The sequence below is a fragment of the Streptosporangium minutum genome, assembly GCF_002149035.1.
GTDB lineage: Bacteria > Actinomycetota > Actinomycetes > Streptosporangiales > Streptosporangiaceae > Streptosporangium > Streptosporangium minutum.
The window spans coordinates 1-23,722 of sequence record NZ_NGFP01000145.1; the positions used below are offsets into that span (position 1 = coordinate 1).

The following is a 23,722-nucleotide window of genomic DNA, read 5'->3' on the forward strand; positions in this document are numbered from 1 at the left end:
GCTCCACCCCCCACCAGCTCCCCCCGGACATCCCGGACTTCACCGGCAGGTCCGAGGACGTCGCCGTCCTCACGCAGGCGCTGTCACCCGTGGAACGGCCGCCGGACGGACCGCCGTCGGTCGTGGTGGTGGTGGGCCCGCCGGGCGTGGGCAAGTCGGCGCTGGCCGTGCACTGCGCGCACGCCGTACGGGCCGGGTACCCGGGCGGGCAGCTCTACCTGGACCTCGGCGGGACCGAGCCCGCGCCGGCCGACCCGGGCGAGCTGCTGGCCGAGGCGCTGCGGGCGCTGGGGGTCGGTGAGGCCGGCCTGCCGTGCACCGTGCACGAACGCTCCGCGCTGTACCGGTCCCTTCTGGCCGAACGCCCGATGCTCGTCTTCCTCGACGACGCCGCCGGGGCCGCCCAGGTACGGCCGCTGCTGCCCGGCAACGGCTGCGCGGTGCTCGTGACCAGCAGACGGCGGATCACCGAACTGCCCGGCGCCCTCCAGCTCGAACTGGACGTCCTGTCACCGGGGGAGGCCGAGGAGTTCCTGGGCAGGATCGTCGGCTCCGAGCGGCTGGGACGGGAGAGGGAGGCGGCCTCGGCGATCCTGCGCGCCTGCGGCTACCTGCCGCTCGCCGTCAGGGTCGCCGGAGCGCGGCTGGCGGGACGGCCCAGGTGGTCGCTGGGGGTGCTGCGGCAGCGGCTGGAGGACGAGGCGGGCAGGCTCGGCGAGCTGCGGGCCGGAGATCTGGAGGTGCGGGTCAGCTTCGACCGGAGCTACCGGCTGCTGCCCGACGACGCGGCCCTGGCCTTCCGGGCCCTGGGTCTACTGGGACCGCAGTCCCTGCCCGGCTGGGTGGTCGACGCCGTGCTGGACCGGCACCGGGCCGACGACGTGACGGACACCCTGGTCGATGTGAACCTGCTCCAGCTGGTCGGGACCGACCCGATCGGCCAGCCGCGCTACCGGCTGCACGACCTGGTCCGCTGCAACGCCAAGGAGAAGGCCGGCGGCGCCCCGGAGCGGCACGCCCTCATCAGGGTGCTCGGAGCGTGGATGGCCACCACCGAGAGTGCCACGGCACGGCTGCCGACCACGCTCTTCAGCCTGACATCGGTCAGGGCCACCCGCTGGAACCTGGCGGAGGACACCCTCGGCCGCCTGACCGCCGACCCGCTGTCGTGGTTCGACGCCGAGCACGAGACGCTCATGGGCGCGGTGCGTCTGGCCGTCGACGCCGGGCTGGCCGCGTCGGCGTGGGGGCTCGCGGCGGCCCTCGTCCCCTACTTCGACCTGCGCTGCCACTTCGAGGAGTGGCAGTCCACCCACCGGATCGCCCTGGACGCCGCGCGCCTGGCCCAGGACCGTCACGGCGAGGCGGCCATGCTCCGGGGCCTGGCACAGGTATGCCTCTACCAGGACCGCTACGCCGAGGCGACGGAGATGTTCCGGAGGTCCCTCACGATCTTCCACGAGCTGGGGGACGTGCGGGGTGAGGCGACCTCGATCTGCGGGCTGGGCGCGGTCAGCCAGTTCTGCGGCGAGCACCTCAGGGCACTGGCCTACTTCCGGCGGGCCCTGGCCATGTTCCTCGCCATGGGCGACCAGAGCGGTGAGGCCTACGCGCGGCAGGCCATCGGGCGGGTCTGCCTGGCCTCCGGCGATCCCGACCAGGCCTCGAAGTGGCTGGGCGAGGCGCTGCGGCTGGCCAGGGAGCTCGGCGACTCCCATCGCGAGGGCTGCGTGTCCATGCAGTTCGGGCGGCTGCACGATCTGGCGGCCGAGCCCGAGAAGGCGATGCGTTTCCAGGGACACGCGCTGGACATCTTCGAGGGGCTCGGCGACCTCCACTGCGGGGCCTACGCCATGCAGAGTCTGGGCGGGCTCCAGGTGGTCCGCGGCGATCAGTCGCACGCCTCCGACCAGCTGGAGCGGTCACTGCTGATCTTCCAGCGGCTCGGCGACCGGAGCGGGGAGGCGGCCACGGTCCAGACGCTCGGTGAGCTGCACCGGTCGGCGGGCCGGACCCGCCTGGCGCAGAACTACCTGCACCACGCCCTCGCGCTCCGGCGCGAACTGCGGGGAGGCGCCGACCTCGCCGAGATCGCCGAACCGTCCGCCCCCTCCGGCGACGGGCGGTGGGACCGGGACACCGTACGGCCACCGCTCGTCCTCGGCGGCAACGCCGTGGAGTGATCGCCGGCCGGCGCCGGTGCCGAAGGGGCCCGGAACGGCGTCCGCCGGATCCGCCGCGCGTGACCGCCCGAGGAAGGCGTTCCCACGACCGCTTGAGGAAGGCGTTCTCACGGATCTTCGACCGGCCGGTGAAGGCCCCGCCCGGATCGCCGGGCCGGTCAGGTCGTCGCGGACCTGACCGGTGACCGTCGCGTGTGCCCGGCCAGGGACGGGTGGGTCAGGTACTCGTCGGGCCGCAGCGCGCCGCCAAGCTCGAACTCGGCGTCGAAACCCGCGTCACCGAGGGCCTCCCCGGCCTTGGCGGTGATGCGATCGACGTCGAACCGTTCGCCGGCCGGCAGCGGCATCCACACCGACTGCCTGGCAGCCGCGGCGGCCCCCAGCAGCCGGGCGGCGTGATCGGGATGACCGGCCAGCGTCTGCGCCCCGGCCAGGCCCTCCAGGGCCAGCGCGATCCCTCGGGGATCGCCCGTGGTCCGGGCGGCGGCGAGGCCGTCCAGCTGCAGGGCGAGGGCGGCGCGCGCGTCGCCCCGGTGCTCGGCGATGAATCCGAGCTCGGCCAGGATCAATCCGGGAACGCAGGGCTCGTAGCCCATCCGGTGGTGCAGGTCGAGCACGCTGCGCAGGTGCGCCTCGGCGGTGTCGAGATCTCCTTCCCTGCGCGCCCCCAGCCCCAGCCCGATCTCGGCGAACTGCTCCCCGAACGTGTCCGACCGCTCGACGGCGAGCCGTCTCGCCCGCTCGTGGAGCTCCCTGGCCGCCGGGTAGTCCTTCGACAGCAAGGCCATCCGGCCCAGCCCGGAGAGCGTGAAGGAGACCTCGGGCCACAGCCCGAGGTCCTCGGCAATCCGCAGCCCGTCCCGGTACAGCCGCCCGGCCCGCTCGTAGTCGCCGGCGATCTCGGCCAGCGTCGCCAGCGGGGTCACGGTCTGGAGCTGCCCCCACTGGTCGCCCAGGTCCTGGAACAGCTCCAGGCTCCGTTCGCCGTCCCGCCGCAGCGCCTGGAAGTCTCCGCGCAGTTTCGCGTGGAAACTGCGGCTGTTCAGGGCGGCGGCCGTACCCCAGCGATCCCCGAGTGACCGGAAGGCTGCCAGTGCCCGGCCGATCAGGTCCTCACTCGCCGACAGATCGCCGATGCCGTACGCGTGCGATCCGAGGAACCACTCCATCCGGGCCCGCCCGCCCGGGTCGTCGATCCGCTCGGCCGACCGCAGCGCGCTGCGGTACGCCGCCGACGGATCCGCGTTACCTCCGAGCAGCAGCCTGAGGCCGCCCAGCCAGGCCGTGGCCGTGGCCACCGTGGCGGCGGGGGCCGTGTCACCGGCCGACAGCGCCGTGGCCAGGAACCGCTCGGCCTCGCCGATCCGGCCGCGCAGGTACCAGTACCACGTCAGCGCGTTCGCCAGGCGCAGCGCGCGGTCCGCGTCACCGAGCCGCGCCGCCCCCTCAAGCGCGGTGCGCAGGTTGGCGGTCTCGGCGTCCAGGCGCCGCAGCCACAGCCGCTGGTCGTGGCCCCGCAGCCGCGGCTCGGCGCGTTCGGCCAGGTCGGTGTAGTAGTCGCGGTGCCTGAGCCGGAACTCTTCGAGCTCGTCGGCCTCACGGAGGCGTTCGAGGCAGTAGGCCGTGACCGACTCCAGCAGCCGGTACCGGGGCCCGTCCGTGCCGTCGGACATGACGACCAGCGAGCAGTCCACCAGCCGGGCGAGCAGGTCGAGGACCTCCGTGCGATCCACGTCGTCACCGGCGCAGACCTCCTCGGCCGCGGCGAGCGTGCAGCCGCCGGGGTGCACGGCCAGCCGCCGGAGCACCGCGCGCTCCTGCTCGCCGAGCAGGCCCCAGCTCCAGTCGATCACCGCCCGTAGCGTCCGCTGCCGCACCGGGGCGCCGCGCGCCCCCGCGGCCAGCAGATGGAAGCGATCGTCGAGGCGTGCCGCCACCTCGTGCACGCCCAGCGCCCGGACCCGGGTGGCGGCCATCTCCAGCGCGAGGGGGATGCCGTCCAGCCGCCGGCAGATCGAGACGACCGCCTCGACGTTGGTCCCGTCGAGGACGAAGCCCGGCGCCGCCGCGCTCGACCTCGCCACGAACAACTCCACCGCGCTGAACCGGCGCGCGGCGGCGGGGCCGAGGTCCGTCGCGGGCGCGGGAAGCCGCAGCGGGCGCACCGCCTGGAGATGTTCGCCGGTGATGCCCAGCGGTTCCTGGCTGGTCGCCAGGATCCGCAGCCGGGGAGCGGCTTCGAGCAACCGCTCCGCCAGCTCGGCGACCGGCTCGATCACATGCTCGCAGTTGTCGAACACCAGCAGGGTCGGCTGGTCACCCAGCGCGTGGACGATGCGCTCCGTCGGCGAGAGGGGCTCGGGGGCCGACGTCATGACGTCCCGCACCCCGAGCACCTCGCCGACCACGTCGTGCACCTCGGTCGCCGGAGCCGTGTCCCGCCGCCCCCGGGGGTGGGCCGGTGATTGTGAGGACGGGGCGAGCGCGGCGAACTCGACCAGCCGCACCCCTCCCGGGAACGACTGGCCGACCTGCGCGGCGACCGCCAGTGCGAGCCGGGTCTTGCCGACCCCGCCCGCGCCGGTGAGCGTCACCAGCCTGCCCGCCTTCAGCAGCGAGCGGAGCTCGCCGACCGCCTCGGCCCTGCCGATCAGGTCGGTGAGCGCACTCGGCACGTTCGTCGGCGGGCGGGCCGCGGTCGTGGCCGGGGAGGACGCCGCCGTCAGCTCCGGGTCCTGGACCAGGATCGCCTGGTGCAGGGCCGCGAGCTCGGGGCCGGGGGTCAGGCCCAGGTCCTCGGCCAGCCGCTCGCGCAGGTCGCCGTAGCTGTTCAGCGCGTCGCTCTGCCGGCCCGCGAGATACAGCGCCCGTACGTGGGCGGCGCGCAGCCGTTCCCGGAGCGGGTGCAGGGCGACCAGGCCGCCGAGCTCGTCGGCCAGCAGCGCGTGCTCTCCCAGTTTCAGCCGCGTCTCGGCCTGCTCCTCCAGCGCGGTCAGCCGCTGCTCCTCCAGCCGTGCCGTCGCCGGCCGGGCGAACTCCTCGTCGGCGAAGTCGGCGAACGCCGGGCCGCGCCACACCGCCAGCGCGTCCGCCAGCAGGGCGGCGCGCACCCGGGAGTCGTCGCTCGCCCGTGCCCGCGTCGCCAGCTCGTGGAAGCGGTCCGCGTCCACCGCGTCGGGCTCGACCAGCAGCTGGTATCCGGGCGGCCGGGACATCACCAGGTCCCGGCCGCCCGGCTCGGCGTCCTCAAGCGCGCGCCGCAGCTGCCAGATCTTGCTCTGCAGCGTGCCGAGCGGATTGTTCGGCAGCGCGGTGCCCCACAGGTCGTCGATCAGCCTGTCCGCGGACACCGGTCGCCCGCGGTGCACCAGGAGGTCGGCGAGCAGGGCGCGGACCTTGAGCTCCGGGACCCTGACCGGACGCCCGTCCGCCGTCCGCACCTCCAGCGGGCCCAGCACTCCGAAACGCATGCAGTCACGGTAGCCGACTACCGCCGGCGCCCGCCCCGCAGGTCGGCACCGGTACGGCACGGGACCGAGAGCGGACCGGGAGAGGACCGGGAGCCCCGGCGTGCACGGTGGTCGTGCTGAGCGGATCACGAGCGGATCCGCGAACCACGGAAGGATTTCCCATGTCATCGCATACCGCCGAGGCCGTCGGCCGTAAGGCCGGGCCCCGGGAGTGGACCGGCCTCGCCGTACTGGCGCTGCCCACGCTGCTGCTCTCCCTTGACCAGAGCGTGCTGTTCCTGGCGTTGCCGCCGCTGGCCGAGGCGTTGCGGCCCACCGGCACGGAGACGTTGTGGATCATGGACGTCTACGGGTTCCTGATGGCCGGCTTCCTGGTCACCATGGGCACGCTCGGGGACCGGATCGGTCGCCGGAGACTGCTGATGATCGGTGCCGTCGCCGTCGGCGTCACCTCCCTGCTGGCCGCCTACTCCACCAGCGCCCAGATGCTGATCGTGAGCCGCGCGCTGCTCGGCGTCGCCGCGGCGACGCTCATGCCGTCGACCCTGGCCCTGATCGGCAACATGTTCCAGGACCCGCGGCAGCGCGGCAGGGCCATCGCGCTGTGGGCGAGCTGCTTCATGGCCGGCACCGCGCTCGGCCCGGTGATCGGCGGGGTGCTGCTGGAGTTCTTCTGGTGGGGCTCGGTGTTCCTGCTGGGCGTGCCGGTCATGCTGATCCTGCTGGTCGCGGCGCCGATCCTGCTGCCGGAGTACCGCGACCCCGAAGGCGGCAAGCTCGACCTGCTGAGCGTGGCGCTCTCACTGGCCGCGATCCTCCCGGTCGTCTACGGCCTCAAGGAGATCGCCAGGTACGGCTGGCAGCCGCTGCCGATCCTGACGGCCGTGGCCGGCCTGGCCGTCGGAGCCGTGTTCGTGGCGCGGCAGCGCACGCTCACCCATCCGGTGCTGGACGTCCGCCTCTTCCGCAACGCCGCCTTCACCGCCTCGCTGCTGATCACGACTCTCCTCATGGTCGCCGTGGCCGGGAGCTACCTGTTCATCACCGGCTTCCTCCAGATGGTCGAGGGCCTGTCCCCGGTGCAGGCGGGACTGTGGATGGTGCCGTCGGCGATCGCCTCCATCGTCTCCGCGCAGCTGGCCCCGGCCCTGGCGAGGCGGTTCTCGATGGGGATCGWCATCGGGGCGGGGCTGGCCATCGCCGCGGTGGGCTACGTCCTGATCGCCTCCGTCGGTCCGGTCGGCGGGCTGCCGCTGATGGTGACCGGGTTCGTGATCAGCTTCTTCGGTACCGGCCCCATCGGGGCGCTGGGCACCCACCTGGTCGTGAGCTCCGCCCCGCCGCAGAAGGCGGGGTCGGCCGCCTCGCTGCAGGAGACCAGCAGTCACCTCGGTGTGGCGGTGGGCATCGCCGCGCTGGGCAGTCTCGGCGCCGTCGTCTACCGCGACGCGGTCACCGTGCCGCCCGGCGTCCCGGCGGCTGCCGCGGAGAGCGCCCGCGACAGCCTCGAAGGCGCGCTGGCGGTGGCCGGAAAGCTTCCCGCCGGGATCGGCGACCAGATGCTGGCCGTCGCCAGGGACGCCTACACCGGCGGGCTGAACACGGTCGCCGTCGTGTGCGCGGTGTTCGCGGCCCTCACCGCGCTCATCGCGGTCACCGCGCTCCGGCGCGCGGGGTCCGGCCAGGGGGACGGGGTCAGGTGAGGTTCAGGCGGCTGAGCTCGCGGCGGGAGGTGACGCCCAGCTTGGGATAGGCCTTGTACAGGTGGTACTCGACCGTACGGGGGCTCAGGAAGAGCTGGGCGGCGATCTCGCGGCTGCTGCGGCCGGCGGCGGCCAGCCGCACCACGTGGAGTTCTCGTGGGGTGAGCGGGGCTTCGGGGGAGTCGGGGTGGGCGGCTCCGGGGGACTCCCCGGTCGCGTGAAGTTCGGACCGGGCGCGGGCGGCCCAGGGAGTGGCGTCCAGGCGGGTGAAGGTCTCCAGGGCCGCGTGCAAGGGCGCGACGGCGTCGCCGGGACGGCGGGCGCGGCGGAGCCATTCGCCGTAGAGCAGCCGGGTGCGCGCGTGTTCGAAGGGGCGGCCACCCCGCTCGTGAAGGGTGAGGGCCGCCTGGAAAGCGGTCTCGTCGTCGCCCGTCAGGGCCTGGCAGCGCAGGGCGACGGCCTGGACCCAGGGCTGCGCGGAGGCTCGCGCCCAGGCTCGGAGGCGGCGGAGCGGTTCCTCGGCGCGGTGCGGCTGCGCCAGCCGTACCGCCGCCTCGATCTGGTCGGGGGCGGAGGACAGGAGCACCGCGGTGTTGCGGCCCGGACCGGACCAGGCGGCTTCCAGGCGGTCCAGGGCCGGCTCGTGGTCGCCCATGGACAGCTCCAGCAGGCTCAGGACGGCGTCGCCGGTCGCCTGATAGGCGCCGGGGGTCTCGCCGACCAGGCGGCGGCAGCGGGACTCGTCGCCCTCGATGGCGGCGATCCGGGCGGGGACGCCGTTGAGCCAGGCGATGCGCTGCTGCAGGCCGGTGTCGCAGGCGATCCCGGCGGCCTCCGCCACCGTGGCCTCGGCGTCGCGGTGCAGGCCGGCCCAGAGCTGCGTCTGGGCCAGGACCTGAAGCACCTGGGGCAGGGCGCCGATGAGGCCCTGCTCGCGGCAGCGGGCCACCTCGGCGGCGGCCAGCGCCATGGTGGCGGCGTCGTCACCGATGATCATCCCGGTGAACAGGGCGCGCTCGGTGTCGGGGGTCCGGGCCAGGAAGTCCGCCAGCAGCGGGAGGCCGCGGGTGTAGTCGGCCCGCATGAGATGCGCCAGGCCCTCGGCCATCCGGTCGGATTCGCCGAGGTCGGCCAGCTTCCGGGCGGCGGCCGACACGGCGGCCTCGTCGCCGGTGAACCAGGCGTAGGTCGCGCCGGTGCGGAGCATGGCGGCGCCCTGGCGCGGAGCCACCCGATCGGCGCGGTCCAGGAGCAGGTGGACGGCCTTCTCCTCCTCGCCCAGCTCGAACATCGCGGCCGCGCGCACCGAGATGAGCTCCGCCACGGCGTCGTGGTGCTCCCCTCCGGAGGGAGGGCCCGGCAGGGCCGCGCCTCCCGCGACGTGCCCGGCGAGCTCTTCGGCCCTTTCGGCCAGTTCGGCGGCTTGGTCGGGACGGCCGCCCGACAGGGCCGCCGCCGCCGCTCGGGCGAGCCAGCCGATCTGGTCCCGCCCGGTGACGGCGAGCCGGGCGGCCTGCTCGTACAGGCGGGCGGCGGCGGTGTAGGCGGTGCGGGCGCCGGCCCGCCCGGCCGCGGCCGCGAGTTCGGACGCGACGGCCGCGTCGGGCTCCACCGTCGCGGCGGGCAGGTGGTGCGCGCGGCAGTCGGGGTCCTCGGCCGCTTCGACGAGAGCCCGGTGCACGGCGACGCGCCGGGACGACGCGGTTCCCTGGTAGGCGGCGGTGGCGATCAGCGGATGCCGGAAGGCGACGGCCGATTCGGTCACCTGGATCAGTCCGGCCCGTTCGGCCTCCTCCAGGTCGTCCAGGCCGATGCCCATCGGGTGCGCCGCCCGCAGCAGCAGCGCCAGATCGCCTCTCCCCTCGGCGGCGGCCATCAGCAGCATCAGCCGGGTCCGCTCGGGCAACCGCCCGATCTGGGCCCGGAACGACGCCATCACCCGGTCGGCGACCCGCGAGGACAGCGGCCCGGCCGACTGGTCGCGCTGTTCCGCGGCGAACTCGATCAGCGCCAGGGGATTGCCCGCGGACTCGGAGATGATCCTCTCCCGCCGGACCGGCGCCACCTGGTGCTCGGCCAGCAGGCGGGCCGAGTCCCGGCTGTCCAGCCGGGAAGGCCGCAGCTCGTCCAGCCCGGGTGCGGCGAGGCCGTCCTCCCGCGTGGCGAACACCATCGCCACCCCCTCGGCCGCGAGTCGCCGGGCGGCGAACAGCAGGGGCTCCGCGCTGGCCTGGTCGAGCCACTGGGCGTCGTCGACCAGGCAGAGCACCGGGACGTCCTCCGCCAGGTCGGCCAGGAGCGTGAGCACGGCGAGCCCGGTGAGGAAGCGGTCCCGGCCCCCGGCCGACTCGGCTCCGAGCACGGCTTTCAGCGCGGCGGCCTGAGGGTCCGGCAGCGCGTCAAGCCGATCCTGCAACGGCCACAGCAGTTGTGTCAGGCCGCCGAACGCCAGGTCGGCCTCCTGCTCGATGCCGGTCACCCGCACCACCCGCAGCCCGCGCCCGGCCGCCGTCGTGGCCGCCCAGTCCAGCAGCGCGGTCTTGCCGATGCCCGCCTCGCCGCGCACCACGAGGACGCCGCTGTGCCCCTCCAGCGCCGCTGCGATCAGGCCCTCAAGCCTGACCTGCTCAGTGGACCGCCCGTACAGCACGCACCCTCCAAGTACCTGGAACCAGTAGATTCTACTGATTCGCGATGCAGCCCCCTGCTCATACTGTCATTGACATGGACGAGCTATTCGAGCAGGTCATCGTGGGCAAGCTGACACTCCCCAACCGCCTGGTGATGGCGCCGATGACACGCAGCCGTGCGAACGGCGGGCTGGTGACCGAGCTGACGGCCGAGTATTACGGGCAACGGGCCGCCGCCGGTCTGATCATCACGGAGGGCACCCAGCCCTCGGTGATCGGCCAGGGCTACATCGACACCCCGGGCCTGCACTCGCCGGAGCAGGTCGAGGCGTGGCGCCGGGTCACCGACGCCGTCCACGGCGGGGGCGGCCGGATCTTCGCGCAGCTGATGCACGCCGGCAGGATCGGCCACCCGTGTCTCTACCCGGACGGGGCGCTGCCCCTGGCCCCTTCGGCGATCGCGTCCGGCGGGCAGATCTTCACCAGGGAAGGCAAGCTCGACCACCCCACCCCGCGGGCGATGACGCTCGCGGACATCGCCGCGACGGTCGAGGACTTCGTCGCGGCCGCGAGGAACGCGATGGCGGCCGGGTTCGACGGGGTGGAGCTGCACGCCGCCAACGGCTACCTGCTCCATCAGTTCCTGTGCGGCAGCACCAACGTCCGCTCCGACTCCTACGGCGGTCCGGTGGAGAACCGGATCCGCTTCGCGGTCGAGGTCGTCGGGGCCGTCGCCGACGCGATCGGGCCGGAGCGGGTCGGCGTCCGCATCTCCCCCGCCAACCCCGCCAACGGCATCCGGGAACATGACTCGGCCGAGGTGTATCCGGCCCTGATGCGCGCGCTGGCGCCGTTCGAGCCGGCCTACGTGCACATCATGGAGTTCGACCGGGAGATCACCGAACTGGTCCGGGCCGCGTGGCCGGGCACGCTGATCCTCAACCCGCGCGCCACCGCCGGGGAGAGAATCGGCTCGGCGGTCGCGGTGCTCCGCGAGGGTCTGTGCGACGCGGTCAGCCTCGGCTCGCTGTGGCTGGCGAACCCCGACCTGCCCGAGCGCGTCAAGGCAGGGGGCCCCTACAACGAGCCCGACCCCGCCTTCTTCTACGGCGGCGACCACCGCGGCTACACCGACTACCCGACGCTGGAAGCCGGATGAGCGCTCCGCCCATGGCCCCGGTGCGGCATGCCGGGGCCTCCGCGTTCTCCCTGGCGGTGCTGGCCGGGCCGATGTCGTTCGGGATCGCGGGGCCGGCGCTCATCCTGGGCGAGGTGGCCGGCGGCCTGGGGGTCTCGACGGGGGAGGCGGCCTGGCTGGTGACGGTGTTCGGGTGGGGCATCGCGGTGGGGACGCCGCTGATGTCAGGGCTGGTCGGCCATCGCGGGATGCGCGGCACGGTGATGATCAGCGCTCTGCTCGCCCTGACCGGGGCAGGCCTCGTGCTGGTCGCCCCCAGCCTGCCCGTCCTCCTCCTCGCCGCCGCCGCGCAGGCGCTGGGCGCCGCGGGGCTGACGGTGATCGCCATGCAACTGGCCGACTCCCCCCGCCGGATGGGCGTGGCCACGGCCTCGCTCGCCGTGGTCGGCTCCGTCTCCCCGCTGGCCGGATCGCTCGTCAGCGACCTGCTGTCCTGGCGGGTCGTGCTCGCCCTGCCGGTCGTGGCCGTGCTGGCGGTGCCCGCCGTACTGCGGCAGGCGGTCCGGTCCGCGCCGCCGCCCGGCCGGTTCGACGCGATCGGTGTGGTGGTGCTGACCGGGCTGGTCACCGCGCTGGTGTCCGTGCCGCACCAGCCCGTGGCCGCCGGCCTGTGCGCGGTCGTCGCCGCGGTGGCGCTCGGGCTGCATCTGCGGGCCCGGCCGGCGGGTTTCGTCCCCGCCGCCCTGGTCCGCGCGCCCCGGTTCCTGGGAGCCGCGGGACTGGCCTTCGCCCTGGCTGTGGGAAACTTCGGGCTGATCTACGCGCTTCCGGTCCGGCTGTCGGAGCTGACGACCTGGTCGTCCGCGCAGATCGGCGTGGCCATGGTGTGGCCGCTGCTGTTCGGCGGCGCGTTGTCGTGGTCCGTGGTGGCGGCGTCCGCCCGGATGCGGCCCCGCCCGATGATCACGGCACTGGCCGTCACCGGTGCCGCGGCGGCCCTGGCCGCGGCCTTCACCTCATGGGTTCCCGGCCTGCTGATCGCCCAGGCCGCCGCCTCGATCGCGGCGGCCTCGGGCCAGGGCGTGCTGGCGGTCCGCGCCACCACGGCGGCCCCCGAAGAGCACAGACCGGCCGCGATCGGCCTGTTCACCCTGTGCTACCTGCTGGGGACCGCGTTCGGGCCCGCCATTGTGGCGCTGACCGCCGGTTGATCGGCCGAGGGGCCGTCGCTCCGCCGTGTCTCCCCGTGGCGCTGGATGGTCCGTTCCGCGGGGGAGGCCGGCCGTCCCCGTGGCGCGGGACGGTCCGTTCCGCGGGGAGGACGGGGCCCGGCCCGCCCGCTCAGTGGTCGAGGACGTGGAGGGCCTGTGAGCTCCCGCTGAGCCGTTCCGCCCCGGCGGGGGTGCACACCGCGACGTCGGCCACCCGCGCGCCGAACAGCTCGGGCAGGTAGATCGCCGGTTCGACGCACACCGTCATGCCGGGGGCGAGCACGGTCGTGTCGCCGGAGGCGAGCCATGGACGCTCGTCCTGGCCGAGGCCGACGCCCCGTCCCAGCCGCTCGGCGGCGTAGTGGCCGTAGCCGCTGCCCTCGATCACCTCCTGCGCGGCCCTCCCGGCCTCCGCCGCCGTCACGCCGGGCCGTAGCGAGTCGAGGGCGGCGCGCTGGGCGGACAGGACGACCGAGTACATCGCCTCGAAGTCCTCGGGCGGCTCGGCCACCGCGAAGACGCGGGCGACCTCCGAGCAGTGGTTCCCCCATCTCCCGCAGACCGAGACCAGCAGCGCGTCGCCCGGATTGATCACGCGGTCGCACGGCACGTGCCGGGGGACGGCGCTGTGCTCGCCGGCCGCGACGAGCACCGACAGCACCTCCTCGCAGCCCGTCTCGACCATCATGGCCCACAGCCGCCGGGCCATCGCGCGCTCGGTGGTGCCGAACCACGCCAGCTCGCGCGCCATGAGCAGGACCGCGTCCGCCGCCGAGGCCGCGCGTTCCGTCGCCGCGACCTCCGCCGGCCCCCTGAGCAGCCGGAGCGGGGCGAGGGCGACCGAGGCCAGCACCAGTTCGGCCTTCACCCGCAGGGAGAACAGCTCCCAGGCCCGCATCTCGGGGTCCACCCCGACGCGACGGGCGGAGGGAGGGATGAGCGCCGCCGCCTCCAGCGGGCCGGCCGCCGTCTCCAGCGGACCCCGGAGGGGCAGGACGAGATATCCGTCGCCCTGTCCTCCCAGGTAGCGGAAGTCGGGGGAGGGGCGCAGCACCAGGGCGTCGATCCCCTCCTCCGCCATCCTGAGGCGCACCTCGTCGATCATGCAGGTTCGTGCAGCCAGCACGCGACCGGGCCGAACGCGGGTTCGCGCTCCCGGCACACGTCCATCGCCACCGGGCAGCGCGGGTGGAACCGGCAGCCGGGCGGCGGGTCGGCCGGATCGGGCACGTCTCCGGACAGCTCCGCCGGGAGCACGCCGGCGCCGTCGGGCGCGGGGATCGCGCCCAGCAGGGCCTTGGTGTACGGGTGCCGGGGATCGGCCCACACCTCGGCGGTACGGCCCACCTCCACGATCTTCCCCAGATACATCACCGCGATCCGGTCGGCGATCAGCCGCACCACCGACAGGTCGTGGCTGATGAACAGCAGGCCGGCGCCCGACTCGACCGCGAGGTCCCGCATCAGCCTGGCCACCTGAGCCTGGGCCGAGGCGTCGAGCGCTGAGATGGGCTCGTCGCCGATCAGCATGGTCGGCCGGGCGGCGAGCGCCCTGGCGATCGCGATCCGCTGCCGCTGCCCGCCGGAGAACTCGTGCGGGTGGCGGCCGGCGAAGTCGCGGGGCAGCCCGACCCGCTCCAGCAGGTCGGCGGGGGCGGTCACGGTGTCGCCCGCCGTACGAAGCCCGTCGGCGATCTGCGCGCCGACCCGCCGCCGGGGGTTCAGCGAGGCGTAGGGATCCTGGAAGACCATCTGGATCCCGGCCAGTGCGCGGTTCCTGCGGCGCAGGCCGAGCGGGGTCACCGGGTGCCCGTCGAAGGTGATCGTCCCGGAGGCGGCCGGGTTGAGCCCGCACACCGCGCGGGCCAGCGTCGACTTGCCGCATCCGGACTCGCCGACGAGACCGACGACCTCGCCCGCCGCGACGGTCAGGCTGGCTCCGGCCACGGCGCGCACCAGGGGGCGGCCGGGGGTGCGGTGCTCGACGACGAGGTCGTCCACGGTCAGCAGTGTCATGAGGTCTCCCCGGGCAGTGACTCCAGCAGGGCGCGGGTGTAGGGGTGGGTCGGGTCACGCAGCACCTGGCCGCGCGGGCCCGTCTCCACGACCAGGCCCTCCTTCATCACGCTCACCTCGTCGGCGACCGCCGACATCACGCCGAGGTCATGGGTGACGAGCAGTACGGCCAGGCCCAGGTCGTCGCAGAGGCCGCGCAGCAGCCTCAGCACCCCGGCCTGGACGGTCACGTCGAGAGCCGTCGTGGGTTCGTCGGCGATGAGCACCTTCGGCGAGCAGGCCAGGGCGATCGCGATCGCGATGCGCTGGCGCATGCCCCCGGAGAACTGGTGCGGGTAGCGGTCGATCGCCCCCTCGGGGCCGGGGATGCGCACCTGGCCCAGCAGTTCGAGGGCTCTGGCACGCGCCTGTTTCTTGTCGAGGCCCAGGTGGTGGCGCATGTGCTCGGTGAGCTGGCGGCCGACCGAGAGCATCGGGTGCAGGCTGGTCGCCGGGTCCTGGAAGACCATGGCGACCTCGCCGCCGCGCACCGTGTTGAGCTCCTTGGCCGGCATGGCCAGCAGGTCGCGCTCTCCCAGGGCGATCCGGCCGCTGGTGCGGGCTCCGTGCGGCAGCAGGCCGAGCACGGCCAGGCCCGTCATCGTCTTGCCCGAGCCGCTCTCGCCGGCCAGGCCGTGCACGCGGCCGGCCCGGAGGTCGAGGTCGACGCCGCGCAGGATCTCCTTGCCGCCGATGGAGACCTTCAGGTCGGAGATGGCGAGGAGGCTCACAGCGCACGCTCCTTGATGGCGCGGGCCGTCCGCGGGTCGAGGGCGTCACGCAGCGTGTCGCCCAGGAAGTTGAAGGCCAGCACGACGGTCAGGATGGCCAGGCCGGGGAAGGTCGCCACCCACCAGCTGTCGAAGACCTCCACGCCGGAGGCGACCATCGCGCCCCACTCGGGGGAGGGGGGCTTCGCGCCGAGCCCGAGGAACGACAGGCCGGACAGCAGCAGCAGCGCGGTGCCGATGTCGAGGGTGGCGAGCACCAGGATGGGGCCGGTGACGTTCGGCAGCACGTCCACCCGGAGCGAGCGCCAGGCGGAGAAGCCGAGCAGCCGTCCGCTCACCACGAACTCGCGCTCGCGCACGCCCAGCACCAGCCCGCGGGTCACGCGGGCGTAGGCCGGCCAGGCGACGACGAGTACGGCGAGCACGGCGTTGGTGAGGCTCGCGCCGAGCGCGGCGGCGACGACCATGGCCAGGATGATGGTGGGGAAGGCGAAGACGAGGTCGGCGAACCGCATGATCGTCTCATCAACCCACTTGCCGAAATATCCGGCGCAGGCGCCCAGCAGGCCGCCGATCAGCACCGAGAGCACGACCAGCAGCAGGGTCAGCGGGATCGACAGGCGCGCGCCGTACATCACCCTGCTCAGGATGTCCCGGCCGAGCTGGTCGGTGCCGAACCAGTGGCCGGGGCCGGGCGAGGCCAGCCGCGGCAGGTCCTGGGCGAGCGGGTCGTGCGGTGCCAGCAGCGGGGCGGCCAGCGCGATCACGATCCAGGCGAGCGCGATCACCCCGCCGACGATCGCCAGCGGCTGCCGCCAGGCTTGGGGGAGTTTCACTGGAGTCTCACTCTGGGGTCGATGACGCCGTACAGCACGTCGACGATCAGGTTGATGACGAGGTAGACCCCGCCCACCACCAGGCCGACGCCCATTACGGCGGGCAGGTCGAGGGTGGTCGCGCTCTTGTAGGCGTACTGGCCCACGCCCGGCCAGGCGAAGATCGCCTCGACGAGCACGGTGCCGGACAGCAGGCTGCCGAAGGCCAGGCCCGCGACCGTGATGATCGGCACCAGCGCCGAGCGGAGCACGTAGCGGAACAGGATCACCCGGCCGGGCAGACCCTTGGCCCGTGCGGCGCGCACGTAGTCCTGCCCCAGCACCTCCAGCACCGCCGACCGGGTGAACCGGGTGAGCAGGCCGATCGTGTAGAGGGCCAGCACCAGCGCGGGGGTGATGAGGTGGCCGACCGCCGAGGCGAACACGTCCCACTGTCCCGCCAGGGCGGAGTCGATCGTGTACAGCCCGGTGACCTGCGGGGGCGGGCTCATGGTCGGGTCGATGCGGCCGCTGCCCGGAGTGACCTGCAACCGGTAGAAGAAGACGTAGAACGCCATCAGCGCCAGCCAGAACGTCGGCACGGAGATGCCGATCAGGCTGAGGACCCGGAGCAGGTGGTCGGAGAGCCGGTCCCGGCGGAGCGCCGCGACCACGCCGAACGCCACCCCCGCCACAAGGGAGATCAGGATCGCGGCGCCGGCCAGTTCGAGCGTGGCGGGCACGGACTCCGCCAGGTCGTCCATGACCGGGCGGTGGCTCTGCTGGCTCGTGCCGAGATCGCCCTGGACCACTCCCTGAAGGTGCATCAGGTACTGCTGGGGGAGCGGCTTGTCCAGGCCGTGCTCGGCCCGCCACTGCGCGACGATAGCCGGGTCGCCGAGGGCCCGCTGGCCGAGGTTGGCCGAGACGGGGTCGCCGGGGACCAGGTTGGTGAGGACGAAGGTGACCAGGGTGATGCCCACGGCCAGCAGCAGCGCCGTGAGCACCCTGCGGGCCAGGAAGCGGATCAGCGGGCTCCGGCTGCCGGAACGGCCCGGCTTGCGCCGGGCCGTATCCCCCTTCAGGTCCTCGCTACTTGAGGTCGGCGACATCGACGGTCCACACCGGGTGGAACTCCAGGCCGGTGACGGTCTTGGCCGTCACGATGTTCTGGCTGGGCTGGATGAGCGGGATGAACGTGCCGGCGGCGTTGAGCTTGGTCTGGACGTCGACGTAGGCCTGCTTCCTGGCCTCGTCGCCGATCGTGGTGGCAGCCTTCGCGCCGGCCGCCTCCAGCTCCTTGTCGGCGCCGGCCTTCCACCCGGCCCGCAGGCCCACGAGCTTGCCCGGCAGGAACGCCAGGTAGTCACTGGGGTCCGGGTAGTCGGGGCCCCAGTACCACAGGCCCAGCTCCTCCTTGCCGTTGCGGTAGTTGTCCAGGGCCGTGGTGATCGGCGCGGGGGCGAGCTCCACGGTGATGCCGACCTCCTTGAGGTTGGCCTGGATCCGCTCGGCGAGGGGCTGGAAGGAGAGGCCGTTGACGGTCAGCTCGCTGGGGTACTCCAGCTTGACCGTCGGGTCGGCCACGCCGCTCTCCTTGAGGGCCGCCTTGGCGCCCTCGACGTCACGCTTGGCCGCCTGGTCCGGCGGGAGCGAGCCCAGGAGCATCGAGGGGATGATTCCGGGAGCCTGGACCGAGCCCTCGCCGGCCAGCTCCAGCAGGCCCGCGTAGTCGACGCCCTTCCGCACGGCCTCGGCGAACTTGGGGTTGGAGGTGATCTTGCTGACCGAGGGGTTCTGGTTGGCCAGCAGGAAGATCACGTTGGCCGCGGGCGTCTTCTTGATCTGCAGGTCGCCGGTGATCCCGGTGACCTGGTCACCGGAGAGGTTCAGCGCGACCTGGCTGTCGCCACGCGAGATGTTGAGCTTCTGCGTCGCGGCCTCGACGTTGCGGAGCACGACCTTGTCGTAGACCGGCTTGGTCGCGCCCCAGTACTTGGCGTTGGCCTTGAGCACGACCTGGCTGCTGACGTTGAACGACTCGATCGTGTACGGACCCGAGCCCGCCGAGGCGGAGTTGAGGTACTGCTCGGCCTTGTCGCCGGTGTCGGCGGTGGCGCCGTGCTCCTTGGCGAGCTTGGAGTTGAGGATGCCCAGCGCGGGGTTGGGCAGGATGTACGGCAGCGCCGGGTTGGCGCTCTTCGACGTCAGAGTGATCGTCTCCGCGCCGGACTTGGCCACCTCCACGCCGTCGAGCAGGAACGACGGCGTGCCCTTCATGTCGCGCACGCGGTTCAGCGAGAAGACGACGTCGTCCGCGGTGACGGGGGAGCCGTCGGCGAACGTGGCGTCCTGACGGAGCTTGAGGGTGAGCACCTTGCCGTCGGCCGACAGCTCGAACGACTCGGCGAGGGCCGSCACCGGCTTGGTGACGTCGGAGCCCTCGAACGTGAGCAGGGTCTCGTAGGCGGCCTTGCCGATGATCAGACCGGTCGGCTCGTAGGTACGCCCCGGATCAGCCGTCTTGAGGTCGAAGGAGGTGTCGATCACGAGCGTCTTGGCGGCGGCGGTGCCACCGTTCTGGGACGTCGTGGACGAACCGCCGCTGGAGCAGGCGGCAAGGGCGAGGGCGCCGGTGAGCAGCACCGGCAGCAGAGCTGCCTTCGCTCCGGGGCGCCGTGAACGGATCGCCATTCTGTGTCCTCCGAAAATGGGCCATGTAGACGTTTGGTCGCCGATCGTCCAGGATTGTCCGGCAGAAAGTCCAGTTCATGAGGCTAAGCTGAGACGAAACTGACTTAAGGGGTATGGGGATGACCGAAATGTCAAGGAACTCAGGCCAGGAGGGCGGCCAACCTGGACGGATCGGAATCGGCCTGGAGCTCGACGCGACACACCTGAAGATCCTTGAGGTGCTGCGCGAGAACGGCAGGATCTCGGTGGCGGCCCTCGCCGAACGGGTCGGCATCTCGCGGGCGAACGCCTACACGCGGTTCGAGGCGCTGCGCGCCGACGGCGCGATCAAGCGGTTCACGGCGGAGATCGATCACGTCCGCGCAGGTCTCGGCATCACCGCGTTGATCTTCGTGACCGTCCGCCAGCAGATGTGGCGCCAGTTCCGCGCCCAGCTCGCCCAGATGCCCGAGGTGGAGTACTGCGCGATCACCACCGGCCAGCACGACGCGATGATCCAGGTCCGGGTGACCGACGTCGCGGCCGTGCACGCGATGGTGACCGACCGGCTGGCCAACATCCCGGCGGTCAAGGCCACCGAGACCGTCTTCATCCTGGACGAAGTGCTCAGACGCCCCTACGTCCTGCCGAGCGACCGCGGACCCGGCCGCTCCTCCCGCCGCCCGCCCGCCGACCCCGCCGCCGGGTCCGCCAGGTCCACCGGCCCTGCCAGATCCGCAGGTCCCGCGGGGGCCGCCGGACCCGCCGGGTCCACCGGGGCAGAGGTCCCGCTGGGCATGATGCGTTTCGTGGGCGCGGCCGAGGGCCGCGCCCAGCTCCAGCAGGACGTCTGACGCGCGGGCCGGACGTCTGACATGCGCGAGTACGGCAGCAGCCGTTGAGGACGGTCCGGTTCTGACATGCGAGTACGGCAGCAGCCGTTGAGGCCGGTCCGGTAGGGAGCGCGCGCTCCGGAACGCGTGGCCCTGGATGTGCGATCCCCGTCAGGCGGTCAAGATGGGAGAACCTCGGCGCACACGCTCACGTGCTGCGTGTCGTCCCCGGCGAACTGGAACTCCTCGACCAGGCGCAACCGGCCGTCGGGGAAGGTCTCGATGCGGCTGCCCCCCTGTCCACCGGCGCGCTCTCCGTTCTTGAGCAGGTGGACGTAGGTGATCTCCAGCCGGTCGCCGTCCCGGGTGCCGACGAAGCGCCCGTGGACCACCGTGTCGCCGGTGTAGTCGCCCCAGATGATCCCGCCGGACTCCCGGTAGGTGAACTCGGTGGGCCCGTCCGGGTCCACCGCGCTCGCCGTCGAGCTGACCATGACAAACCTGCGGTCGTTGAGAAGGTCGTTGTCGTTCACGTCTCCGCATCGTGCCGCTCCGCCAGGCGTACGCAATCGAGGTTGGACGTTTCGCTCATCCTTGAGGTGAGGACGGGATGATCCGTCCAGCCGGGTGTCCGTTCGGAGGCGACAGGCGAGATCGGGCGGAGTGCGCGCGAGACGAGGGAGTTGTCAACGGCCATGGACACGGCGGGAGGACGGCGGGGAGGCCGGTGCGGCATGAGCCTACGCCCTCATCGGCGGCAGGACCGGCCTCGTCGCCCTGGCGAGACGCGGGCGGAGCCGATCGTGGTATGTTCACCGTCGCCGTGTGGTGCTGCGAACTGAGGAGGTGAGACCGATCAACGTTGTGACAGGTCGGGCCTCCCTCCCTCGCATGGCCTAGGGAGTGCCCGCAGAAGGCATCCCGAAAGGCTTGAACCGCAATGCGCTTCACCTCCCAGACGTCGTCCGACGGCGTCACCGAACAGCTCTTCACCCTTCCCTTCACCTTCGGTGAGATCCCCGGCGTGCTGTGGACGCCGGACGGCGCCGCCGGGGCTCGCCCCCTGATCCTGATGGGACACGGCGGCGGCCAGCACAAGAAGGCCCCCGGCATCGTGGCGCGTGCCCGCCGCTTCGCGGCCGAGCGGGGTTTCGCGGTGGCGGCCGTCGACGCGCCCGGCCATGGCGACCGGCTGAGAAATGAGGAACACGACCGGATCATCGCCGAGATGCGGACCCGCGCGCAGAGCGGAGGGGAGCTGACTCCGGTGCTCGCCGAATTCCACACACTCCTCGCCGGCCAGAGCGTCCCGGAATGGCGGGCGGTCCTGGACGCGGTCCAGGAACTCGACCACGTCGGCGCCKGTCCGGTGGGCTACTGGGGGATGTCGATGGGCTGCGGACTCGGCGTTCCGCTCATCGCCGCCGAGCCCCGCATCCGCGCGGCGGTGCTGGGCCTGAACGGGGCGGAGACCTCGGCCGAGGCCGCCGCACAGATCACCGTCCCGGTGGAGTTCCTGGTGCAGTGGGACGATGAGATGGTGCCCCGGGCGGCGAGTCTGGCGCTGTTCGACGCCTTCGCCTCGGCGGAGAAGACGCTGCACGCCAACCCCGGCAAGCACGCGGAGACCCCGATGTTCGAGCTGGACAGCACGCTGCGGTTCTTCACCCGGCACCTGGGCTGACGCCGCTGTCGTCCGCGACGCGCCGACCGGGTTCCGCTCCCGATCGGCGCGTTCAGCGCACACCGGCCGGCGCGGCCGGCGGCGTTCAGGTCCGGGAGATCGACGGTGACGGAGGCCGCAGGCCGCTGCGGACCGTGCGACGGCCTGGTCGTCTCCCGGCGGGAGGTGGAGCTGCGATCGACATGTGACGGGACCCTCAGGGTTTGCGGCCGATTCCCACGTACGCCATGCGGGCCGTTTCCTCGTCGAAGGGCAGCGCCGTGTCGGGGTCGGTGAACGGCCACACGTTCTCCGCCTTCCGCCCGTTGGCCAGGCCGGGAGGGATGAGCGCGAAGTCACCGAAGAACCGGGCGATCTCCTCGCCCGTCCTGGGGCAGAAGGCCGCGTCGCTCTGCCGGTAGAGCTCGCTGATCCGGGCCGTGCGCTCGGGGGCGGCGTCGCTGCCGACGTGTGAGATGGCCAGGTAACTGCCGGGTGCCATCGCCTCGCGGTAGGCGGCGACGAACGTCTGCGGGTCGTCTTCGTCGGGGACGAGATGCAGGAGGAACATCATGAGGACCGCGACGGGCTCGTCGAAGTCGATGAGCTCCCGGATCTCCGGATCGCCGAGGATCTCCTGCGGCCTTCTCGCGTCTCTCCGCACCATGGCCACCCTGTCGCCCTCGGCCAGCAGGGCGCGGCCGTGCGCGCACACCACCGGATCGCTGTCCACGTAGACCACGCGGGCGTCCGGCGCGAGCCGGAGGGCGACCTCGTGCACGTTCTGCTGCGCGGGCAGCCCGGAGCCGAGGTCGAGGAACTGCCTGACGCCCCGGCCGACGAGGTATTCCACCACCCGGCCGATCAGCCTGCGGTTCTCCCTGGTGCCGTCCCGCGTCTCGGGCAGCACGCTCAGCACCAGCTCGGCGAGATCCCGATCAGCCTGGAAGTTGTCCTTGCCGTCAAGGAAGTAGTCGTACATCCGAGCCGCGTTGGGGATGCGCGGGTCCACTCCCACAGGCGCCTGTTCTGCCGCCATCGGTGCTCTCGCCGTCTATGTCGTTCTCATGGGTGGAGGCCCAATGATCGTCGGATTTCCCGCGGAACGCCACCGTTTTGGCCTTTCCGGTATGGGCGATGGCTCCGCCGCGGTGGGCTGCCGGAGGAAAACGCGGACCGCGACTCACCGCACGGTGATCGGGAGACGGTGGCCGGACGACTGCGAGCCGCTGTGTGCGCTCATCGTCAAGGAACACTGCACTCTGTGCTCACGACTTCCATGATCGACCGCAGCATACTGAGCACGCCGGATCCGCCGAGCGGGTTCGACGCCGTAGGTTTCCAAAGGATTCTCAGTGCAGGGCGGGAAATGAAAATGAATCTCAAGCGGTGGGGTGCCCTCGGTACCGCGGCCGTTTCCCTGGCAGGGGCCATGGTCGTCACAGGCGGGGCCACAGCGGCACACGCGGACACCCGGTGCAGCTGGAGCTGGATCTACATCAACGACAGCCCCGGCGGAGACCCCAAGGAGGCGGCCCGCGGTCACTCCCACAACACGGGTAACCACTACATCAGCTACTCCTCATGGTCCGACTATTATCAGAAGTACGCCTGGTACTGGGAGTCCGACAATGACGGCGGGTCGGACGGTGACACCTACGACACCTATTACGGCTGGAACTTGTGCGATCACCCCGCGTGGTAGCGCTCAGGAACGAGCGAGACTCCAGTTCGTGAAGGCCTCACCAGCCACGCGGGGAGCGCCGGAGAACACGTCGTCGGCCACGAAGTCCAGTGGCACCCCGTCGGCGTAGACGTCTTTGAGCAGGCCGATGGCCAGATTCAGAGGCAGGCCGGTAGTGATCGCGGCGATGGGGTCGCTGATCTGCTCGGCGGGGATCCACTGCCGGGAGGCGATCAGGGTGTGCCCGGCACCGGCGCGGATGTAGGCCAGGTGCACGATGCTCATCGCGTCGGCGGTGTCCCAAATGACGCGGTGCGGAAGATTCAAAGCTGGCCCGGAGACCTATGGTCATCAGGAGGTCAGAGCTCGCCGAGCGTGATGCCTGCCGTTTCATCGACAGCCGCCTTCGATATAGGCGGCGCAGAACGGATGGCGGGGGTCGCGTCCGCAGCCGGGGCAGGCGGTGCCGTCGGCGACATCGGCGGTCAGCTTTCTGAGGACGTCGTCGAAACGGCGCAGGTGCTCGTAGTCGCCGAATCCCGGGTCGGCGGCGAACTTGGCGCAGTAGTCGACGACGGCCAGGGGGGCGTGATGGACCAGGGCCTCGGAGATCCTCTTCAGCAGCCGGGAGCGCAGCCAGGGCGGGGTGTCGCGGTAGTGGCCGGGCAGTCCGGCGAGGACGGTGGCGGCCATCCGGGTGAGTTCTTCGGGCTTCGCCGCAGGCGTCGTGGCGGCGTCTCGCGCGTTACGGTCCGCACGCTCGCCTGCGGCGAGAAGGGGAAGGGTTTTTCTGATCTTCTCGGGGTGCTGGTCTTCTTGCTTTTCTGTTCTTCTTATGAGGGTGGATTTCCCAACGTTGGTTTTCCCGTCGTAGGTCGTGACCTGTGGGTTTACGGTGTCGGCGCAGGTCGAGGCCAGTGGCGGGGTTTCCGT

The 23,722-nt window shown here is 72.3% G+C and carries 19 protein-coding genes; 7 read left to right on the forward strand and 12 right to left on the reverse strand.

The window, feature by feature from the left end:
* Positions 1-2,183, forward strand: a 2,183-nt coding sequence (locus CA984_RS27215) for a tetratricopeptide repeat protein (RefSeq protein WP_086576385.1), incomplete at its 5' end; no start/stop codon positions are given.
* 158 nt (positions 2,184-2,341) lie between these two features.
* Here CA984_RS27215 and CA984_RS27220 read toward each other — a convergent pair.
* A complete protein-coding gene (locus tag CA984_RS27220) occupies positions 2,342-5,653 on the reverse strand; it encodes an AfsR/SARP family transcriptional regulator (RefSeq protein WP_086576386.1) in 3,312 nt (1,103 codons plus the stop codon).
* 161 nt (positions 5,654-5,814) lie between these two features.
* Between CA984_RS27220 and CA984_RS27225 the strand changes: the two genes are divergently transcribed.
* Positions 5,815-7,356 (forward strand): MFS transporter, encoded by a 1,542-nt coding sequence (locus tag CA984_RS27225; RefSeq protein ID WP_086576387.1) that lies wholly within the window; start codon positions 5,815-5,817, stop codon positions 7,354-7,356.
* On the opposite strand, the gene CA984_RS27230 is transcribed toward CA984_RS27225, so the two are convergent.
* Complete coding sequence (locus CA984_RS27230) at positions 7,349-10,006, reverse strand: helix-turn-helix transcriptional regulator (protein WP_086576388.1); 2,658 nt, start codon at positions 10,004-10,006, stop codon at positions 7,349-7,351. The two genes, CA984_RS27225 and CA984_RS27230, sit on opposite strands and share 8 nt — an antisense overlap.
* Before the next feature lie 74 nt (positions 10,007-10,080).
* Between CA984_RS27230 and CA984_RS27235 the strand changes: the two genes are divergently transcribed.
* Both CA984_RS27235 and CA984_RS27240 read left to right on the forward strand, forming a co-directional pair.
* Positions 10,081-11,145: an alkene reductase gene (locus CA984_RS27235; RefSeq protein WP_165781428.1), complete on the forward strand. Its 1,065-nt coding sequence runs from the start codon at positions 10,081-10,083 to the stop codon at positions 11,143-11,145.
* Positions 11,142-12,335 (forward strand): MFS transporter, encoded by a 1,194-nt coding sequence (locus CA984_RS27240; protein ID WP_086576390.1) that lies wholly within the window; start codon positions 11,142-11,144, stop codon positions 12,333-12,335. The genes CA984_RS27235 and CA984_RS27240 overlap by 4 nt, the downstream gene beginning before the upstream one ends.
* A 130-nt stretch (positions 12,336-12,465) precedes the next feature.
* Here CA984_RS27240 and CA984_RS27245 read toward each other — a convergent pair whose 3' ends face one another.
* The 6 genes from CA984_RS27245 to CA984_RS27270 are packed head-to-tail and all read right to left on the reverse strand — an operon-like array spanning position 12,466 to position 18,630.
* Positions 12,466-13,461, reverse strand: a complete 996-nt coding sequence (locus CA984_RS27245) for a M24 family metallopeptidase (RefSeq protein WP_242676198.1) — start codon at positions 13,459-13,461, stop codon at positions 12,466-12,468.
* A complete protein-coding gene (locus CA984_RS27250) occupies positions 13,437-14,351 on the reverse strand; it encodes an ABC transporter ATP-binding protein (RefSeq protein WP_086576392.1) in 915 nt (304 codons plus the stop codon). Before CA984_RS27250 ends, CA984_RS27245 begins: the two co-directional genes overlap by 25 nt.
* Entirely contained in the window at positions 14,348-15,121 is a 774-nt protein-coding gene (locus CA984_RS27255; protein WP_086576393.1) for an ABC transporter ATP-binding protein, read from the reverse strand. The genes CA984_RS27250 and CA984_RS27255 overlap by 4 nt, the downstream gene beginning before the upstream one ends.
* Positions 15,118-15,957: an ABC transporter permease gene (locus CA984_RS27260; protein WP_012892256.1), complete on the reverse strand. Its 840-nt coding sequence runs from the start codon at positions 15,955-15,957 to the stop codon at positions 15,118-15,120. The genes CA984_RS27255 and CA984_RS27260 overlap by 4 nt, the downstream gene beginning before the upstream one ends.
* On the reverse strand, positions 15,954-17,048 hold the full coding sequence (locus tag CA984_RS27265; protein ID WP_086576394.1) for an ABC transporter permease: 1,095 nt from the start codon (positions 17,046-17,048) through the stop codon (positions 15,954-15,956). Before CA984_RS27265 ends, CA984_RS27260 begins: the two co-directional genes overlap by 4 nt.
* Positions 17,029-18,630: an ABC transporter substrate-binding protein gene (locus CA984_RS27270; RefSeq protein ID WP_086576395.1), complete on the reverse strand. Its 1,602-nt coding sequence runs from the start codon at positions 18,628-18,630 to the stop codon at positions 17,029-17,031. The genes CA984_RS27265 and CA984_RS27270 overlap by 20 nt, the downstream gene beginning before the upstream one ends.
* Positions 18,631-18,758: 128 nt before the next feature.
* Between CA984_RS27270 and CA984_RS27275 the strand changes: the two genes are divergently transcribed.
* Positions 18,759-19,463, forward strand: a complete 705-nt coding sequence (locus CA984_RS27275) for an Lrp/AsnC family transcriptional regulator (RefSeq protein WP_242676199.1) — start codon at positions 18,759-18,761, stop codon at positions 19,461-19,463.
* A gap of 158 nt (positions 19,464-19,621) precedes the next feature.
* Here CA984_RS27275 and CA984_RS27280 read toward each other — a convergent pair whose 3' ends face one another.
* Positions 19,622-19,975 (reverse strand): avidin-fold protein, encoded by a 354-nt coding sequence (locus CA984_RS27280; protein WP_086576396.1) that lies wholly within the window; start codon positions 19,973-19,975, stop codon positions 19,622-19,624.
* 407 nt (positions 19,976-20,382) lie between these two features.
* Between CA984_RS27280 and CA984_RS27285 the strand changes: the two genes are divergently transcribed.
* The gene (locus CA984_RS27285; protein ID WP_086576397.1) at positions 20,383-21,126 is read left to right on the forward strand and encodes an alpha/beta hydrolase family protein; all 744 of its coding nucleotides are present in this window, start codon (positions 20,383-20,385) and stop codon (positions 21,124-21,126) included.
* A gap of 196 nt (positions 21,127-21,322) precedes the next feature.
* On the opposite strand, the gene CA984_RS27290 is transcribed toward CA984_RS27285, so the two are convergent.
* Entirely contained in the window at positions 21,323-22,144 is an 822-nt protein-coding gene (locus CA984_RS27290; protein WP_086576398.1) for an SAM-dependent methyltransferase, read from the reverse strand.
* A gap of 330 nt (positions 22,145-22,474) precedes the next feature.
* On the opposite strand from CA984_RS27290, the gene CA984_RS27295 reads away from it, so the two are divergent.
* Entirely contained in the window at positions 22,475-22,810 is a 336-nt protein-coding gene (locus CA984_RS27295; protein WP_165781429.1) for a hypothetical protein, read from the forward strand.
* A 3-nt stretch (positions 22,811-22,813) separates the two neighbouring features.
* Here the strand turns inward: CA984_RS27295 and CA984_RS27300 are convergent, their stop codons facing one another.
* Together CA984_RS27300 and CA984_RS47320 are read right to left on the reverse strand one after the other, a co-directional pair.
* On the reverse strand, positions 22,814-23,074 hold the full coding sequence (locus tag CA984_RS27300) for a hypothetical protein (RefSeq protein ID WP_086576400.1): 261 nt from the start codon (positions 23,072-23,074) through the stop codon (positions 22,814-22,816).
* Between the two features lie 105 nt (positions 23,075-23,179).
* Positions 23,180-23,722 (reverse strand): hypothetical protein (locus tag CA984_RS47320; RefSeq protein WP_207621046.1); only part of this gene is annotated, 543 nt, incomplete at its 5' end.

What these genes read in the sequence shown, in the direction of transcription:
- CA984_RS27220 (WP_086576386.1), bottom strand. Translation starts at nt 5,653, where the DNA reads ATGCGTTTCGGAGTGCTGGGCCCGCTGGAGGTGCGGACGGCGGACGGG.
- CA984_RS27235 (WP_165781428.1), top strand. Translation starts at nt 10,081, where the DNA reads ATGGACGAGCTATTCGAGCAGGTCATCGTGGGCAAGCTGACACTCCCC.
- CA984_RS27240 (WP_086576390.1), top strand. Translation starts at nt 11,142, where the DNA reads ATGAGCGCTCCGCCCATGGCCCCGGTGCGGCATGCCGGGGCCTCCGCG.
- CA984_RS27250 (WP_086576392.1), bottom strand. Translation starts at nt 14,351, where the DNA reads ATGACACTGCTGACCGTGGACGACCTCGTCGTCGAGCACCGCACCCCC.
- CA984_RS27265 (WP_086576394.1), bottom strand. Translation starts at nt 17,048, where the DNA reads ATGTCGCCGACCTCAAGTAGCGAGGACCTGAAGGGGGATACGGCCCGG.
- CA984_RS27275 (WP_242676199.1), top strand. Translation starts at nt 18,759, where the DNA reads ATGTCAAGGAACTCAGGCCAGGAGGGCGGCCAACCTGGACGGATCGGA.
- CA984_RS27290 (WP_086576398.1), bottom strand. Translation starts at nt 22,144, where the DNA reads ATGGCGGCAGAACAGGCGCCTGTGGGAGTGGACCCGCGCATCCCCAAC.
- CA984_RS27295 (WP_165781429.1), top strand. Translation starts at nt 22,475, where the DNA reads ATGAAAATGAATCTCAAGCGGTGGGGTGCCCTCGGTACCGCGGCCGTT.
- CA984_RS27300 (WP_086576400.1), bottom strand. Translation starts at nt 23,074, where the DNA reads ATGAGCATCGTGCACCTGGCCTACATCCGCGCCGGTGCCGGGCACACC.